The 17,129-nt window shown below is 63.7% G+C and carries 13 protein-coding genes; 3 read left to right on the forward strand and 10 right to left on the reverse strand.

Features of this window, described 5'->3' with window-relative positions; all coding sequences use genetic code 11:
* Nucleotides 1-28 precede the first annotated feature (28 nt).
* From GGI48_RS03745 to GGI48_RS03755, 3 genes are all read left to right on the forward strand, one after another.
* On the forward strand, nucleotides 29-1,423 hold the full coding sequence (locus GGI48_RS03745; RefSeq protein WP_179597048.1) for a VOC family protein: 1,395 nt from the start codon (nucleotides 29-31) through the stop codon (nucleotides 1,421-1,423).
* A gap of 141 nt (nucleotides 1,424-1,564) precedes the next feature.
* Nucleotides 1,565-2,968 (forward strand): FAD-binding oxidoreductase, encoded by a 1,404-nt coding sequence (locus tag GGI48_RS03750; protein ID WP_179597050.1) that lies wholly within the window; start codon nucleotides 1,565-1,567, stop codon nucleotides 2,966-2,968.
* Nucleotides 2,969-3,412: 444 nt separating this feature from the next.
* Nucleotides 3,413-3,688, forward strand: coding sequence for a DUF3077 domain-containing protein (locus GGI48_RS03755; RefSeq protein ID WP_179597052.1), 276 nt, complete (start codon nucleotides 3,413-3,415; stop codon nucleotides 3,686-3,688).
* 66 nt (nucleotides 3,689-3,754) lie between these two features.
* On the opposite strand, the gene GGI48_RS03760 is transcribed toward GGI48_RS03755, so the two are convergent.
* Genes GGI48_RS03760 through icmH form a run of 10 tightly spaced genes read right to left on the reverse strand, consistent with a single transcriptional unit; the run spans nucleotide 3,755 to nucleotide 17,126 of the window.
* Nucleotides 3,755-6,388: a T6SS phospholipase effector Tle1-like catalytic domain-containing protein gene (locus GGI48_RS03760; RefSeq protein WP_179597054.1), complete on the reverse strand. Its 2,634-nt coding sequence runs from the start codon at nucleotides 6,386-6,388 to the stop codon at nucleotides 3,755-3,757.
* Entirely contained in the window at nucleotides 6,376-6,945 is a 570-nt protein-coding gene (locus GGI48_RS03765) for a DUF3304 domain-containing protein (protein ID WP_409565341.1), read from the reverse strand. Before GGI48_RS03765 ends, GGI48_RS03760 begins: the two co-directional genes overlap by 13 nt.
* Nucleotides 6,939-7,481: a DUF3304 domain-containing protein gene (locus GGI48_RS03770; protein ID WP_179601912.1), complete on the reverse strand. Its 543-nt coding sequence runs from the start codon at nucleotides 7,479-7,481 to the stop codon at nucleotides 6,939-6,941. The genes GGI48_RS03765 and GGI48_RS03770 overlap by 7 nt, the downstream gene beginning before the upstream one ends.
* Nucleotides 7,482-7,489: 8 nt before the next feature.
* A complete protein-coding gene (locus GGI48_RS03775; protein ID WP_409565342.1) occupies nucleotides 7,490-8,032 on the reverse strand; it encodes a DUF3304 domain-containing protein in 543 nt (180 codons plus the stop codon).
* Between the two features lie 14 nt (nucleotides 8,033-8,046).
* Nucleotides 8,047-8,835, reverse strand: coding sequence for a DUF4123 domain-containing protein (locus GGI48_RS03780; RefSeq protein WP_179597056.1), 789 nt, complete (start codon nucleotides 8,833-8,835; stop codon nucleotides 8,047-8,049).
* Nucleotides 8,836-8,846: 11 nt separating this feature from the next.
* Nucleotides 8,847-10,898 carry a type VI secretion system tip protein TssI/VgrG gene (tssI, locus tag GGI48_RS03785; RefSeq protein ID WP_179597057.1) on the reverse strand — a complete coding sequence of 684 codons (2,052 nt, stop codon included), beginning with the start codon at nucleotides 10,896-10,898 and terminating at the stop codon, nucleotides 8,847-8,849.
* Between the two features lie 21 nt (nucleotides 10,899-10,919).
* Nucleotides 10,920-11,993 (reverse strand): serine/threonine-protein kinase, encoded by a 1,074-nt coding sequence (locus GGI48_RS03790; protein ID WP_179597059.1) that lies wholly within the window; start codon nucleotides 11,991-11,993, stop codon nucleotides 10,920-10,922.
* Nucleotides 11,990-12,718, reverse strand: coding sequence for a PP2C family protein-serine/threonine phosphatase (locus GGI48_RS03795; RefSeq protein WP_016964180.1), 729 nt, complete (start codon nucleotides 12,716-12,718; stop codon nucleotides 11,990-11,992). Before GGI48_RS03795 ends, GGI48_RS03790 begins: the two co-directional genes overlap by 4 nt.
* Nucleotides 12,718-16,242, reverse strand: a complete 3,525-nt coding sequence (gene tssM, locus GGI48_RS03800; RefSeq protein WP_179597062.1) for a type VI secretion system membrane subunit TssM — start codon at nucleotides 16,240-16,242, stop codon at nucleotides 12,718-12,720. The genes GGI48_RS03795 and tssM overlap by 1 nt, the downstream gene beginning before the upstream one ends.
* Nucleotides 16,242-17,126, reverse strand: coding sequence for a type IVB secretion system protein IcmH/DotU (icmH, locus tag GGI48_RS03805; protein ID WP_016964838.1), 885 nt, complete (start codon nucleotides 17,124-17,126; stop codon nucleotides 16,242-16,244). The genes tssM and icmH overlap by 1 nt, the downstream gene beginning before the upstream one ends.
* Nucleotides 17,127-17,129: the final 3 nt, after the last annotated feature.

A 17,129-nucleotide genomic window follows, 5' to 3' on the forward strand; every position in this document is an offset into this window, starting at 1 on the left:
GATATCCACTGCCACGGGAACCCTGTCCATGAGCAACCAGCGCTTCGTCAGTCCTGACCTGATCCGCCAGGGATTTTCCCGGGCGATGTCGGATATGTACCGCGAGGAGGTGCCCCTCTACGGCGCCCTGATGGCCCTGGTGGCCCAGGTCAATGCCCAGGTCCTGGAGCAGCAACCGGCGCTCGCCCAACACCTGCAGCGCAGCGGCGAACTGCAGCGCCTGGACCTGGAGCGCCACGGCGCGATCCGCGTCGGCACCGCCGCCGAGCTGGCGACCCTGGCCCGGCTGTTCGCGGTGATGGGCATGCAGCCGGTGGGCTACTACGACCTGACCCCGGCCGGGGTGCCGGTGCATTCCACGGCCTTTCGCGCGGTGCATGAACAGGCCCTGCAGGTCAGCCCGTTCCGGGTCTTCACCTCGCTGCTGCGCCTGGAACTGATCGACAACCCCGAACTGCGAGGCTTTGCCCAACAGGTGCTGGCCCAGCGCCAGATCTTCACCCCCAAGGTGCTGGAACTGATTGAACAGGCCCAGGCCGAGGGCGGGCTGGATGAAGACGACGCCCAGCGCTTTATCCAGGAAGCCCTGGAAACCTTCCGCTGGCACCACCACGCCACGGTGACCGCCGCCCAGTACGCCAGCCTCAGCGCCCAGCACCGGCTGATCGCCGACGTGGTGGCGTTCAAGGGCCCGCACATCAACCACCTGACCCCGCGCACCCTGGACATCGATGCAGTGCAACGGCTGATGCCCGCGCGCGGCATCACCCCCAAGGCGGTGATCGAAGGCCCGCCGCGCCGCGACTGCCCGATCCTGCTGCGCCAGACCAGCTTCAAGGCCCTGGAGGAATCCGTGGCCTTCACCGACCAGGCCGACAGCCAGGGCAGCCACAGCGCGCGTTTTGGCGAAATCGAACAGCGCGGCGCGGCGCTGACCCCCAAGGGCCGCGAACTCTACGACCGCCTGCTGAACGCCGCCCGCGACGCCCTCGGCGACTTCCCCAACGAGGCCAACGCCCAGCGCTACAACCAACTGATGCAAGAGCACTTCGGGGAATTTCCCGACAGCCACTCGGCCATGCGTGAACAGGGCCTGGCGTACTTTCGCTACTTCGTCAGCGAAGCCGGGCTCGCGGCCCGCACCGAGCCCCAGCGCCCCACCACCCTGCCGGCCCTCTTGGCAGCCGGACACCTGGGCTTCGAGCCCCTGGTCTATGAGGATTTCCTGCCGGTGAGCGCCGCCGGGATCTTCCAGTCCAACCTGGGTGACGACAGCCAGAGCCACTACGCCGAACACTCCAACCGCCAGGCCTTCGAAAACGCCCTGGGTCGGGCCACCCTCGACGAGCTGCAGCTGTACGCCCAGACCCAGCAGCGCTCCCTGGAGCAGTGCGCCGCGACCCTCGGCCTGCCGACGCTGTAAGCCGCGCCCGGCATCGACCCAGGGGTCGATGCCGCCCTCCCCCCGGTGCGTTCGCCCATGGTCATGGGCCCGCCGTGGCAGTATTCTGCCGCCATTTGCGCCCCTTCGGCGGCGCACCACCACCAGGGATGGACACGGCGAATGAGATTCGCGATCGGCCTGTTTTTATGCGCGGCACTCAGCAACGCACTCACCACCCACGCCGCAGAAACCGTCAACGACATCACCCAGCTCAACCCCATCGTGGTCGATCGGGTGGTGCGCCCCACCACCCTGGAGCAGATCGTCCAGCAAGTGGCCGAACACCCCGGGCCCATCGCCATAGGCGGCGGGCGCTACAGCATGGGCGGCCAGACCGCCACCGAGCACGCCCTGCAGATCGACATGCGCGGCTTCAACCAAGTGCTCGACTTCTCCAAAGAGCGCAAGGAAATCACCGTGCAGCCGGGCATCACCTGGCGCGCCGTGCAGGACTACATCGACCCCCACGACCTGTCCGTGAGCATCATGCAGAGCTACGCCAACTTCACCGTCGGCGGCGCCCTGAGCGTCAACGCCCACGGCCGCTACATCGGCTACGGCCCGCTGGTGAGCTCGGTGAAAGCCATCAAGCTGGTGCTGGCCGACGGCCAAGTGGTGGAGGCCAGCCCGCAGCACAACCGCGAGCTGTTCTACGGCGCCATCGGCGGCTACGGCGGCTTGGGGGTGATCGTCCAGGCCACCCTGCAACTGAGCGATAACGTGCGCCTGCTGCACAGCGTCGACGAAATGCCCCTCGGCGACTACCGCCCCTACTTCCAGGCCCGGATCCACAACAACCCCAAGGTCATCCTGCACAACGCCGTGCTCTACCCCGACCAGTACCAGACCCTGCGCGCGGTGTCCTACAGCCAGACCGAGCTGCCGGTCACGGTCAAGGAGCGCCTCACGCCCCTGGACCAGAACTACTGGAAAGAACAGAAGGCCCTGAAAGTGGTGAGCCAGTGGCCCGGCGGCAAGACCCTGCGCCAGGAAGTGATCGACCCCCTGGTGCTGAAAAAACCGCAAGTGTCCTGGCGCAACCACGAAGCCAGCCTCGACGTGCGCGAACTGGAGCCCGAGTCCCGGGCCCAGCGCACCTACGTGCTGCAGGAATACTTCGTGCCCCCCGACCAGCTGGAAAGCTTCATCCAGGAGATGGGCGCGACCTTAAGGGCGCATAACGTCAACGTGATCAACCTGTCGATCCGCCACGCCAAGGCCGACCCCGGCACCCTGCTGGCCTGGGCCAAGACCGAAGTCTTCGCCCTGGTGCTGTACTACCAGCAGAGCACCGCGCCAGAGGAACGGGAGAAAGTCGGCGAATGGACCCGCGCCCTGGTGGACAGCGCCATCCAGCACGGCGGCAGCTACTACCTGCCGTACCAGATCCACGCCACGGCGCAGCAGTTTCACGCGGCCTATCCCCGGGCGGGGGAATTTCTCGCGCTGAAGGCCCGGGTCGATCCGCAGAACAAGTTCCGCAATAAGTTGTGGGATGCGTATGGGGTGGGGGCGCGGCCTTGAGCGCTTGAGTGCCAGGACAGGGTTCGATGGAAATTGGTTGAAGAGCCAGCACCCGCGTCGGCGGTAAACGCCTGCACACACAAGGCGTCATACAATAGCGCGCCAACGCCGTTGCAGCGGATCACCCTGCCCGCTATCCTTCGCCCGCCGCTGCACAATCAGCGGCCGGGCCTGGAAACCCGATGAAGTAAACGGCGCAGCAGCGCCACCTATCACGAATGCCGGCGCTTTTTTTGTGCCCGGCATTCTCGTGCTATGGCGGCTGTGCGCGGGAGACCCTCGGGTCTGCCGGGTTCCGTTTACTCCGGTTTTCCAGCCCGCGCACAGCTGCCACCCTTTCGACTGGAAACGAAACCGGCAGCTCAATCGAGTAAACGGAGTTACTGCCATGTGCATCAGAAATCCATTCGAAATCTGCCTCACACAAACCGCCGGAGGTGCCCAATGACCGCCTCCGTCAAAACCCTCGGCATCGTCACCTTCGCCCCCTGCGGCGACAAAGACCAAAGCCTGTTCAAAGTCAACCCGGACATTCCCGTGGGCGAAGCCCTGGAACATGCCTCCAACCTGTTCTATTACGCCAAGAAACTCATGCTGGACGCGGCCATGGAACCCCAGGGCGAGCGCTACGCCTGGCCGGCCTACTATCTGTGCGAAATGGGCAAGGCAGTGGTGGATGATCTGTCCCAGGCACTGTTGCCCGAGGCCAACCCCCAGTAAGGCACGCGCCTGATTCCTCCCTCAAAGGGCGGCCCCGGGAGTGCCGCCCCTTCAGGTTATCCATCGCTATACCTGCTTCCCGGACGATTTCAGATTGCCCACCTGCTCGGCCAGCAGGTCTTGCCAGCCAGCCGGCTGGCCCTGATCGTTGGCGCTCGCCAATAGCCCGGCAAGGCGGGCGTCCTCCTTGTCCTGCGCCGCCTGTGCGGCTTCCAGCGCTTGGTGGGCCACGAGGATTTTCTGCAACTCCGGAGTGGTGGCGGTGCTGGCGTTCAAGGGTGGCGGAGGCGGCATCGCCGCGACCAGGGCGACCACATCCCCCGGGGATTGAGTGAAGGCCCGCAGCCCATCCAGATTGCTCAGCATCGGCAAGGCCAGACCGGTCAGCGGGTCGAAAGCGCTGACTTGCGGCGAACCCGGCACCCCGACCTTGCCCGCCAGCACCGGCCGCGCCAAAGACGGCAGGAACAGGCCGAGCAACATGCGCGGATCCTTCTTCTTGATGCTCAAACCGACACTGGCCAGCGCCAGCCCCACCCCCACCACCCGGCCGGCGGTGGCCAGCAGCGACAGCTCCTTGTTCGACTCGTTGTCAAAATGCACCAGGCGAATGCGGAAGTAATCAGTGAACGGCTCGCGAGGGCCCAGCCAGGAGGTGTTCATGAACCAGGCGCGGGAGTCGTGGATCTGCTCGTCGAACAGCGCCACCAGGTCTTCCTTGCCCGATTTGGGCGTGTTGGGTGCACTGAACAACTCCCGGTAAAGCTCGGTGCCTTTATCGTGCAGGTAGGCATACTCCTTGGCCTCGTCTTCCTCGTTGACCAGGAACACCGTACCGCCCAGCAGCAAATCCAGAACGCCGCCGATCTCCATGCTGTCGGGGAGTAGACCCCACTCTTGCTTGTAGTCATGACGAAACTCGTCGGCGGCGCCTTTGAGTTGCCGGTGATCCAAGGGCGGGTCGAAGACCTTTTCCCTGCGCATGCCGTTGGCCTTTTCCTCACCACCGACGATCTGCACATGGCGCTGGTACTCCTTCTCCTGTGCCTCGGTGTAAGTCGGTACCGGTTTGCCTTTGGCGGCGGCCTCGGTCTCGGCATCATTGCGCGCCTGGATCGCCTTCCAGGCCTCGACCTCGGCCTTGGGCATATCCGGCGGAGCATTCTGATAGAACGGCTGCCTTTCCACCCCTCCGGCATAACGGTCGATGCGCCAACCGGTGATCAGCGCCTGTTGCCACTCGATCATGTCTTCCAGGGTGCCGGTGTGTTGAGCGGCGTCGGCTTGCCAGGCGTTGAAGCGTTTGATGAGTTGGTCGGAGACGTTGAATTCAGCAAAGGTGTCTTTACTCATCTTCCGCCACTCTTCATGCATGCCCTCACGCCATGCAAATTCTGGAACTTGTAAAGGAGCACCCGCTTTAAACGCCTCTGCGTAAAGATGCTGCAGCGGAATCTGCGATAACAAATGCTCGGTACCAGCAAGCGCCTTACCCTGATCCCCAGGGGCATAACCCCCGCCTACATCCGAGTGCACGCCGGGGTAAAGATATTCGACGGTGCCACTACGGTAACTGGAGGGCTGAGTCGTATCGCGCTGGCCACTGGCGTTTTTCGGTCGACGACGGATCGAGTCCAATGGGAAGCTGGCACGCTGCTCATGGGCTGATACCAAGTGCACGCAACGCTTGAGAAAGTGGCAGTCCTCAGGAATGGAGGTGTCCATGCAAGTTGCAGACTCTTCATCAGGCAAACGCATGGTGCCGTCCGCCCAATCCATATGCCCGGCGGTAAAGGGAAAACTGTCGGCGATACCCACCGCCGCCACCGTGTCGCAGATACCAAGGAACTCAATGGAGATCGGCAGCCCGGCAAAACGATACTCCACTGCGCCATCGCTGCCTTGGCAACGGGTCAGGGTTTGCAGCCAATTGGCAAAGGTTCGGGCTTGTGCAGCGCCTCTGGAGAAGCCATAGACATATAGGCGCATGGCCAAGATATGGGGTTTCTCGCCTGTATCTCGTCGCTGCTGTAGCACCTTTTCCAGGTCATCTATATAGGGACGCATGGCGGCTTCACGTTTCTTTTCGCCATTTTCCAATAGACCTAAAGTTGTTACGTTGCCGTACCAACAAGTAGCCATATTCTCTACTAATGCTTGAGTCTCTTTCTCCGAAAGAGGATCTTGCGTCGGGATAGCATCCTTTAATGCATCAAGCATTTGAGTCAGGCCCCAGTTGATTCGGTTTTCACCACCACTGGCAGCTATCAGCCCCCAATTACTGGGTACCATTTCCTTAATATCAGGAAAAACCGTACCCACACCTGGACTGTAATACCTGAAATAGCCATTCTCCCGAGCAATATCATCCGCCCCTATACTCGCATGATAAAGCCGAGCCATATTGCTACATGACGATGGGTTCGAAGCACTGTCGGCCTCATCATTATTGTTTGTCCCATCAAACACCAATGTAATATGCAAAGTCTTACAACAAGGCACTCCACTGTATGCATCACCTCTAGCCTGGACAACTTTACGCTGCTGCTCACCAAACTCAACTTCGTCACGCCTTTGAAGCTTAATACTTCTAGAAAGTTGCTTTGGAATTGTAGGCAAACATCTATCCAAGGGGAAAGCTGGAGCAATTGGCGTATCAACCTTACGATTTTTTAAATTTTTCTTTATTATTTCGGACATACCTTCGGCTCCTCCATCCTCATCGGATAATTGTAGGGATAACGTGGATCACCAGGCTTGATATTATCTGCAGAAACACGCACCTGATCACAAGGCAGGAAGTGAACTTTCAAAGATCCAGCGATGGAGTACCGGGGAATCTCCACAGTCACTTTGTGACGCGAATACTGCTGTTTCTCCCTTTCCATTCGCTTATTCCAAGCTTCAGAATATGGTCGCTCTGGCCATTTCCCATAAGAATATGGATCAGGATCTTTCTCCCATTCAACAACAGCTCTCAACCCTGGAACCCAATGACGAGGAATGACACCACAGCAAACTTTACTACCACCACCTTGATATGCCCCCAAGTTCGGCCCTCCCGCCCCATTAACAGAGAAACGATTGATCGCAGCCGACGTATGGTTATAGCCCGTCACCGACGCCCCTAGCATCTTAGACTCAGACTGACAAGCGCTTGCAGCCAACAGACCGGCGACCAACAAGCATCCACGAGCAACACTTAAGACACCAAATAAACCGCTCGCAAAAAACTTCTCCATAATTAGCCCTAACATACTTCTGGCTCCTCCATTTTCATTGGATAGCTGTAGGGATAACGTGGATCCATCACCTTGATATTGTCTGCAGAAACACGTACTTGATTACACGGCAAAAAATGAACCTTCAATGTTCCAGCCACAGAGTATCGAGGAATTTCTACAGTCATTTTGTGTCTGGAGTAGTTGGCGGCATGACGTTTATAGTCCTCAACATCAAGCTGACCATATTTACCCCGTTTAATATACCCGTCTGGATCAGGGTCTTTTTCCCATTCAACAATAGCTCTTAATCCTGGAACCCAATGACGAGGTACAACGCCACAGCAAACTTGGCTACCTCCTCCTTGATGTGGACCAACGTTCCCTCCACCAGCCCCATTCACCGAAAACCGATTGATCGCTGCCGAAGTATGGTTATACCCCGTCACCGGCGCCGACAACATCTTCGACTCAGACTGACAAGCGCTTGCAATCAACAGACCGGCGACCAACAAGCATCCGCGAGCAACACTCAAGACACCAAATAGACCGCTCACAAAAAATTTTTCCATAATTAGCCCTAACATACTTCAGGCTCCTCCATTTCCATTGGATAGTTGTAAGGATAACCAGGGTAGCCTGGAGACGTTCCAGCAGCAGTAACACGAACCTGATCGCAAGGTAAAAAATGAACTTTCAAGTCACCGGGACTCTCGTACTGTGGAATTTCAACAATAGCTTTGTGACGTGAGTACTCTTGTTTTTGCGCCTTCATACGTTTAGTCCAAGCATCTGAGTAAGGTCGTTCCTCCCACTTGCTTGAAGAGTAAGGATCCGGATCTTTTTCCCACTCAACAACAGCTCTTAATCCTGGAACCCAATAACGAGGAACAACACCACAACAAACTTCACTCCCCCCGCCCTGATGCGGCCCCAAGTTCGGCCCTCCCGCCCCATTAACCGAAAACCGATTGATCGCCGCCGAAGTATGGTTGTACCCCGTCACCGGGGCGCTCAGCATCGGGGACTGGCTCCGACAGGCTGTGATCAGCAACACGGCACTCAACCACCCGGTCAATGACACTGCGGTCTTCCAGCTCCGCGTTTTGCACATCCACTTCATGGCATCCCCCTCCCCTACTCATCCACCACGAACGGCGAGTTATCCAACAGCCACTGGCGAATAAACGCCTGTCGTTCCCCGGGTTCTTGCAGCCCTTGCTGGCAGGCCGCCATCTGGCTGTGGAACAGGTGGCGCATCAGGCCTTCCTCGCGGCTCAGGCCGTAGTGCTGCGGGGTGGCGCTGTGCTCGCGGCGGTGCCAGTCGGCGTCGGCCCAGGCCTTCAGGCTGGCGACCTGCGCGGGGTCGAACAGGAAGCCTTCCGCTGTTGGGGCGTCGCTGTGTCGGGAGTAGTGCCCCAGCAGCTGCTGTGCCCGGTGGTCGCGGTCGAGCCAGTGCCAGGCGATCACCGGGCCATGCAGGACGCGGCCCTGGGCCGGGGTCAGGGCTTCGCTCACCGGCAGGAACAGGCGCGGGTCGTAGTAGCGCAGCACCCCTTGTTCGCGGCCCTGGTTCCACTGCGCCTGGGTGCAGCGGCTGAGGTGAGCGGCCAGGGCCTCGAAGGGCCAGGGGCTGAGCAGCGCCAGTACGTGCTGGGTGCAGTCGACCGCGCTGAAAAAGGCCTTCAGCCAGGTTTGATGACGCAGCTTCAGCCGCAGCAGCAATGGCCCGGCATCGGCGATGGCGGCTTCCGGGGTGCTGTCGAACAGCTTGGCCAGTGGCGGGCCGTCGGCCAGGGTCGCCAGTTCTTGCAGCAGCGGGTAGTCGAGGCCGGTGGCGTCGATCAGCAGGTCGAGGTGCTCGTGCTCCAGCCGCTGTACCTGTTGCCACAGCAGCTCGTGCCACTGCGGGTTGCTCGTATACATGGCGGGCTCCTCTAGCGTGCTTCCAGCGCTTGGTTGTTGGCCTTGGCCCGGGCCAGGCACTCTTTGCACACCGGCGGCGGGTTGGGCGCGGCGACCTGGGGCAAGGCTCCCGGTACATCCCGATCCGCCGCCCCCGGCTGCAACGGCGGTTTGATGGCGATCCCGCTGCCACTGCCCGGGGCGCCGCCGGCGTTCTGTTTCACCAGCGGCCCGACGATCGTCACGCCGCCGGGGTCGAGCTTGATAAAGCTGCCGCCGGCCTTGAGGGTCATTTCCAGGGCCGCCTCGATGACGATCTTGTCCCCGGCCTTGAGGTGGATTTCCTGCCCGGCCTGGGTCAGTTGCGCCACGCCGAGCTTGATGTGCTGGGTGTCGGCCACGGTGAGGTGGTCGTCGGCGCGGAGTTCGGTCTTGCGCGCGCCGTGGGTGGTGCGGTGTTCCTCGGCCTTGAATTCGCTGTAGACGTTGTGCTCGACCGTGTCGTGGCGCTCGTGACCGATGCGGAGCTTCTGGTCGTGCTGGATGTTCTGGTCCCAGTCGCGCTGGGCGTGGACGAAGATCTGCTCGGCGCCCTTCTTGTCTTCGATGCGCAGTTCGTTGAAACCGCCGCCGCCCGGCGAGCTCAGGCTCTTGAATACGCTGCGGGTCTTGTGCGCTGGCAGCGCGTAGGGCACTTCGTGTTCCTTGTGGTACAGGCAGCCGCTGACCAGGGGCTGGTCGGGGTCGCCTTCGAGAAAGCTCACCAGCACTTCCATGCCGATGCGCGGGATGACCAGGGCGCCGTAGCGGTCGCCGGCCCAGCCGGAGGCCACCCGCAGCCAGCAACTGCTCTTGTCGTCGCCCTGGCCTTCGCGGTCCCAGTGGAACTGCACCTTGACCCGGCCGTATGGATCGGTGTGGATTTCCTCTCCTGCCGGGCCTGTAACCACCGCGGTCTGGCTGCCCAGTACCTGGGGCTTGGGGTGCTTGAGCGGCGCGCGGTAGAACACGTCCCAGGGGGTGGCCAGAAAGCGGTTGCGGTAGCCCTGCTGGAAGCCGTCCTCGGCCCGGGTATCGCTGGTGATGGACTCTTCCAGCACCTGGGGCTGCTTGCCTTCGTGGGTCACCTGGGTCAGCAGCCAGAGGTCGTTCCATTGCCTGCGCGGGTGCTCGGACAATTGCAGAAAATGCCCGCTGACCAGCCGTGGTTCATCGCCCCAGCCCTCGGCCTGCCGATAGTCGGCGCGGTGGCGTTCCAGGGCGCGCTGGCTGAGCAACTTGCCACGCTCACGGTCAGTGAAGCGTCCGGGGTAGTCATAGTCCTCCAGGTCCGGTTCCGGGCTTGCGGCCTCAGGCCGGTAGGCGGCCTCCAACTGCAGGCGCGGTTTCTCGAAGTCGTAATCGCGGCGGCTGGTGCGACTGGTGCGCGACTCCAGACGCACTTCCAGGCCCTTGATCACCGGCTCGTCGGCCACCAGCCCGCTGCCGCGCACATAGGCGGTGGGGCGGCCGAGCGTGGGGAACGCGGTCTGATTGTCGCCAAACACCAGCAGGTGGCCGCCACGACTGTGCTGGAAGTGGTAATGCAGGCCCTCTTCTTCGCACAGGCGCTGGATGAAGTGCAGGTCGCTCTCGTCGTACTGCACGCAGTAGTCGCGTGCCGGACACGGATGCTCGATCTGGAACCGATAGGCATCGGCGAGGATGCCGTGCTCTTCGAGAATCGCGGCGATGATGGTCGGCGCCGATCGTTGCTGGAAGATCCGCTGGTTGGTGCGATGGCGCAGGTAATCCAGGCGCGGCACCAGGGACAGTTGGTAATGGGTCAGGCGCTGCCCGGAATCACCCTGGGCCACGCGCTGGATCTGGCCATGAATGCCATGGCCCTGGGGGTCGAAGGCGAGAAAGGCCTGTTTGTGCAGCAGCCCTTCCAGGTCCAGGGCCGGGTTGTCGCTGACCAGTTGCAGGTCGAAGCGAAAGGGTTGGCTGATGCCTTCGGTGCCCTTGAATCCCAGCACCTGCAAGTCATTGGCAAAGTCTTCGACGCTCAGGCTGAAGTGGGTCTCACTGGCCGAGTTGAACATGTGCTGCTCCTTGTTCGCTGTTCATGGTTCACGCCGCTGCAACCAGCCGCCCAGCCAGCCGCCCCTGGGGGCAAAGGCATGCCGCAGTTCCTCGACGCCGATGGCTCGCTCCGCGGCATTCAGCGCCAGGGCCGTGCGCAGCGCCGGCCAGCAGTACTCCGGCAACTGGCGCGGGCGTTGCAGTTGCAGGTCCAGTTGCTGGTCCCGGGCCTGGGTCGAGGGCAGGCGGCGATAAGGGTGCTTGCCGCTGACCAGTTCATGGATCACGCAGGCCACGGCGAACAGATCGGCCGCCGTCGACAGGGCCGCGCCTTGCAGCAGCTCCGGCGCGGCGTAGCTGGGGGTCCAGGCGTCGAAACGCTGGCGGTTGAGCCCTGGCAGGCCCGGCAACAGGCCCTGGGCGGCGCGGCTCAGGCCGAAGTCGAACAGGCGCAGGCCGTCGTCGCCGAGCATCAGGTTGCCGGGCTTGAGGTCGCCGTGCAGCACCCCGAGGCCATGGCAGTAAGCGAGGGCATCCAGCAAGGCCAGAATCACCTCCCGCGCCTGCGCCCAGGGCAAGCCCAGGGGCCACTGGCAGAGCAGTTGGTCCAGGGGCATGCCGCGCAGCTGTTCCATGGTGATGAAGGCGCAGGCGTGCCCGGTGTCCACGTCGAAGCTGTGCATGCGCACGATGTGCCGATGGTGCAGGCGCCGGGTCAGGGCGAATTCGCTGTAGAGCAAGGCGCTGGCATCCGGCGCGTCGGCGAAGGCTTCGCTGAGCAGCTTCACGGCCACATAGGGTTCGGGGTCGCCGAACTGTTCATGCAGCAGGTCCCGGGCGCGGTACACCACGCCCATGCCGCCGGCACCGAGCAAGCGCTCCAGGCGGTAACGGCCGGCCAGCACCTGGGGCAGCCCGCCCAGGGGATCGAGCACCTTGAGCGGCGGCCCTGTCGGCAAGCGCCGCTTGCCGCCACCCCGGGCCTTGCCGCGCCCCTTGGAGCCTTTGCCACGGCCCTTGACCGGCCGCGGCTGCGTTGCCGCAGCCGCGACCACCCGGGTCAGTTCGCCCGGCGCCGGCGAGGGTGAATGCGGGTGCAACAGCGGCAGGCTCATTGGCGCACCACCACGGCGGTCAGGTTGTCCCGCGCCTCGCCGTCCAGGGCGTCCTCGAACAGACGCTGCAAGGCCACCTGCGGCGCCGCCAGGCTCAAGGCCCGGCACAAGGCGTTGCGAGTCAACTCCTGGTACAGGCCGTCGCTGCACAGCAGGAACACGTCGCCGGGATAGACCTGCAGTTCCAGCACTTCCAGGCTCAGGCGCTCGCTGGCGCCCACCGCCCGGGTCAAGGCGTTGGCGGCCGGGTGCGAGCGGGCCTGTTCGACACTCATCTGCTGCTCGTCGATGAGCTTCTGCATCAGCGAATGATCCCGCGACAGCTGGTACAGGCGCTGCTCGCGCCACAGGTAGCAGCGGCTGTCTCCGGCCCAGATGCAGGCGGCGCGATCGCCCTGCAGCAACAGCGCGACCACGGTGCTGCCCATGATGCTGTCGCGCCGTCCGGCGGTGACCGTCAGCTCCTGGCCCAGGCGCCGGTTGAGCCAGTGCAGGCACTGGCGCACGCTGGCCAGGCGGGCCTCGAAGCCCTCCTCGGCCGGCAGCTCGGCGAGGCTGCTGACGATCAACCGGCTGGCGATGTCGCCGCCCTGGTGCCCGCCCATGCCGTCGGCCACCACCCACAGCCCGCGCTCCGGGCAGTCGAGGAAGGCGTCCTCGTTGCGCCGGCGCACCTTGCCCGGGTCGGTACGGGCCGCGCTGCGCCAGCTCCCGGCAGCGCTCATCAGAGCTGCACCGGCAGGCGGAAGCTACGCAGCACGCCCATGTCGAAGGGGTTGGGGGTGCGCTGGCTGTGCAGCAGGTAGTTGGCCCGCAGTCCGCCCAGGTCGGCCTTGATCACCATCACGTCGCGTCCGCTCAGGTATTCGTTCTGCATCAGGTCGAACAGGCGGAACAGTGACCAGGGCCCGCTGTTCTTCTCGATGCCGATGGGCCGCCCGGCGAGTTTTTCCAGGACCAGGCTGGTGCGGCCGTTTTCCGCATCGGTGGGCCATTTGAAGGCCATGGGCACGATCGGACCGTGGCGGTACTCGAACTGCTGGTTGCCAAAGCGAAACTCGGCGCGGCTGACGCTGGGGTCCAGGGTGTAGGGTTCCAGGCGGAACTGCACCTGGGGCTCGGCGGGGTTCTCGGCGAAGAAGCTCTGGCGGATGACCTGAGCCGCGGCCATCTGGTCCAGGTAGACCCGGGACACCGGCAGGCTGTAGCCGTCGACGTTGCGCAGCCGGTAATTGCCCGGATCGCCCACCACGAAGGGCCGCAGGTAGGTGTCGAAGAAGCGCTCGGCCAGGCCCTGGGCCTTGAAGAACTCGCGGAAGTCACCGATCGCCACCTCGCTGCTGCTGTGGGCATCGAACGGGTAGCGCTTGTGGATGGCCTTGCCGTAGAAGCCGTAGAGCTCGCCCTGATAACGCTGGTTGAGGTACTGGTAGGCGTCGTTGAGCACCAGGCGCCAGGTGTCCTCGGCCAGCAGGTTGAACCAGGCGCTGACCGGTCGCGGCAGGCGTCCGGAACTGGTGCGCAGGGTGCTCAGGGCATCGCGCTGGCCGCTCATGCGGGTCTTGGCCATTTCAAAGGCCGCCTGCTCGGGGTTGCCGGAGCGGGCCAGAAACGCCAGTTGCAACTGCAGTTCGTTGAGCGCCTGCAGGGCCGGGGCCAGGTCCGCAGTGGGGCCGTTGTTGTCGTCGAGCAAGCGGTGCAGCGGCTCGAAGCGGCTTTGCAGGGATTTGCGCGCGGTGTCCGGGAGTTTTTTCAGCAACCCGTCCTTGGCCTTGCCCGCGGCCGCCGCCGCGACCTTGCCCAGGGCGCCGCCACCGGCCAGCTTGTCAGCGGCCTCGCTCAGCTCATCGCCGGGCTCGACCAGCACCGGGAAACGGGTGTTCTCGCGCACTTCCACCAGCAGTTGCAGGATCGGCGAGTTGGCCGAGGTCAGGCCGGCCACTTGCTCGGCCCCTTCGCCGGCATCGTTGATCGGCTGCAAGGCCACCCGGCCCACGGCCTCGCCCCAGTGGTTGGCGTAGTCGCGAAAGTACAGCTGCTCCAGCTTGACCATCAATTGGCGCAGGTCCATGCCGCTGATGTCGCTGCCCTCCCCCAGCACCCAGTTGTCCTGGAGGATGTCGCTCACCAGGCTGGCGCCCTGGACCGAGAAATACTGCTGGTAGCCCTGCTGGGTGTAGAAGCCCGGGATCACATAATCAGCGCCCAGCAGCAGGTGGCCCTGGGGCCCCAGGTGCTGGCTCAGGCGATAGTCCGGCAGCGTGCGAGCCTGCTCGCGCAGCACCCGGTAGATCACGTCGGCCAGCGACTCGCTGCGCAGCACCTGACGCGCCTGGGCCACCAGCGGCTCATTGAGCGGGTAGCTGAAGGGTTGCTGCAACAGGCGCTCGAAGTGGCGGTTGAGGCCGTTCTGCACCGGGCTGTTGCCGGGGTAGCGCCGCGACCAGTCGGCCGCCACCCAGTCGCGCAGCCAGCTGGGGTCGCGACGCTCCTTGAGGTTGAGCATCAGGTAGGCGCGCAGGCTGTTGAGCAGGCGCTCGCGGTCCTTGAGGTTGCTGCGGATCTGCCCTTCGAGCATCTGCGCCACCCGTGGCAGCAACTGGGCTTGCAGCTCGCGCTCATAGGTTGCGCGCAGCACCGGGTTGCTGGCCTCACCCTGGTACAGGCCGGCGCGCTCATGCAGCGACACCTCGCCCTTGGGCGGGAACACCCGGGTCGCCTGGTCGCTCAGGTCCAGGGTCTTGAGCGCCGCCATGGCGTCGCTCCGGTCACTCAGGGTGGCGCGTTGCTGGGTCCACTCCCGGGCCAGCTCGCGCAATTGCTCCAGGCGCGCATGGTTGGCGGAAAAACCACTGGCCCATACCAGCCCGAACAGCCCCAGGGAACCCAGCGCCCCCAGATAGAGGGCGCGCTGGCCCCAGTCGATGCGCCGGCGCTCGCCCTTCTCCAGGCCCGCCAGTTCGGCTTCGGGAAAAATCACCTGGCTGAGCAGGTGATGAATGAATCGCGCCCGCCCGCTGTGCAGGTTCGGCAGCAGGCTGCTCTGCAGGCCCAGGTTGGCGCCGATCCCGGCCGTGTCGGGGTCCAGTGACTGGCTCAGGTGCGGCGCGCTGGTGAGGTAGAAGCCGCGCAACAGGCTGGCGCGCTGGTAGCGGTTACCGGTGAAGGCCATGTCGACGAACAGGCACAGGCGCTCGCCGATCAGTCCCAGCTGGTGGGGAAAATCGAGTATCCGCCCGCGACGCTGGGTATCGCGCTCCTGGTGCATGCGCATGATCATCTGGCTGTTGAGGCGCCGCAGCAGGTCTTCGAACTCGTCGCGCAGCACCGCCACATCGGTGCCGTCCTGCTCGCGCCGGAAGCTGACACCCAGCACCTGCTCGCTCTCTTCGCGGCTCAGCTGATCGAAGAACTCGTCGAACCCCAGCAGTTGGTCGGCCTTGCTCAGCACCAGGTACACCGGCACGTCCACATGCAGTTTTTGCCGCACGTCCTGCAGGCGACTGCGCACCTGGCGCGCCAACAGCTCCAGGGCCTGCTCGTCGCCGCCCTGCAAGACTTCCACCGGCAGCGCCAGGAGCACGCCATTGAGCGGGCGATTGCGCCGACGGCTGCGCAGCAGGCCGAGCAAGGTGCTCCAGGCGTGGCTGTCGGCCTCGGGATCGGGATGGGTCAGGTAACGCCCGGCCGTATCGATCAGCACCCCGTGTTCAGCGAAGTACCAGTCGCAGTGGACGCTGCCCTGGGTGTCGCGGGTCAGCTTGCGGTCGATGCGATTGAGGGGAAATTCCAGCCCGGAAAAATCCAGCAGGCTGGTCTTGCCACCGCCCTGGGGCCCGAGCAGCAGGTACCAGGGCAGGTCCTGGCGCCAGCGCTCGCCGCGGCCGCGATACAGGCTGGAGGTCTTGAGGGTGCGCAGCGCTTCCTTGAAGCGACTGCGCAGCTCTTTCTCCTCGTCATCCATGCGTTGTTCGCGCTCCAGGCTTTGCCGGCCTTCCTCGCTGTCCTCCAGGGCGCTCTTGCGCACCCCGGCGCGCCAACTGACAAACACCATGCTCAAGCCCCAGATCAGGCACAAGCCGCTGATGGTCAACAGCCGCGCGGTGGTGCTGGCCCAGAACCGATAGTCATCCACCGCCAGCAAGGGCCCGACGAACCACACCAGCAACGCCGTCAACAGCAACAGCAGCAGGGTCCAGACCCAGGTCCTGGCAAGGAACAGGCCGACTTTCTTCAACAGAGTCTTCATCACAGTTTCCCGTCTTGCGGCGCACTCACGGACGCCGCCGAATCAAGCTGACGATAAGGTTGCAGCACGCTCTCGCGCTGCTGCGCCAGAACCCAGGCAAACCCCGAATACATCACCGCCAGGCTCACCAGGGTGAACAACGCCACCGTCCACCAGGGCACGATCCGCACCAGGTCCCGGCGCTGATCGCCAAAGCCCTGCCACTGGGGCGACAGCTCCCGGGGCACGTCGCCGCGCAACTGGCGGATCTGCCGGTACAGGGCATCGCGGATGCCTTCCAGCTCCAGCATGCCGCGGGGCGCGACCCGGTACTTGCCCTCGAACCCCAGGGACAGGCACAGGTAGATGAGCTCCAGCATCGGCAGGTGGCGCAACGGGTTGCGGGTCAGTTGCTCCAGCAGCTGGAAGACCTTTTCGCCGCCGAACGTCTCGTTGTGAAAGCTGCTCAGCAGGCTCATCTGCGACCATTGGCTTTCATTGCCCCAGGGGGTGCTCACCACCGCCTCGTCCGCCACCGTGCACAGCACATAGCGGGCGCTGCGCACCTGGCCGGGCTCGGCGCCGTCGTGCAGCGCCCGGGCCTCGAACCGCCGGATGGCGGCGCTCAGTTGCTGGTTGAGCTCGCCCAGGTCTTCGCGCACCACGCTGTGCTTGAGCCGCACCACTTCCGAAAGCAGCTCGGACGCCGCAGCCACCAGGGCGTTGAGGCTGACGTTGAAGGCCTGGGCCGGTTGCAGGCGCGCGGCATAGATCATCCGCTGCTCCAGTTGCTCGATACGCGGCGGCGCGGCGGAGTCCGTCAGCGGGCCGCTGTCGGCGTGGGGCTCGTGGCGGTCGACGAGGACGGTCTTGTCGTCCTGCGGGTATTCACTGTCCTTGGTCATGGC

This window comes from Pseudomonas protegens (assembly GCF_013407925.2).
In the GTDB taxonomy this organism is placed as follows: domain Bacteria; phylum Pseudomonadota; class Gammaproteobacteria; order Pseudomonadales; family Pseudomonadaceae; genus Aquipseudomonas; species Aquipseudomonas fluorescens_AP.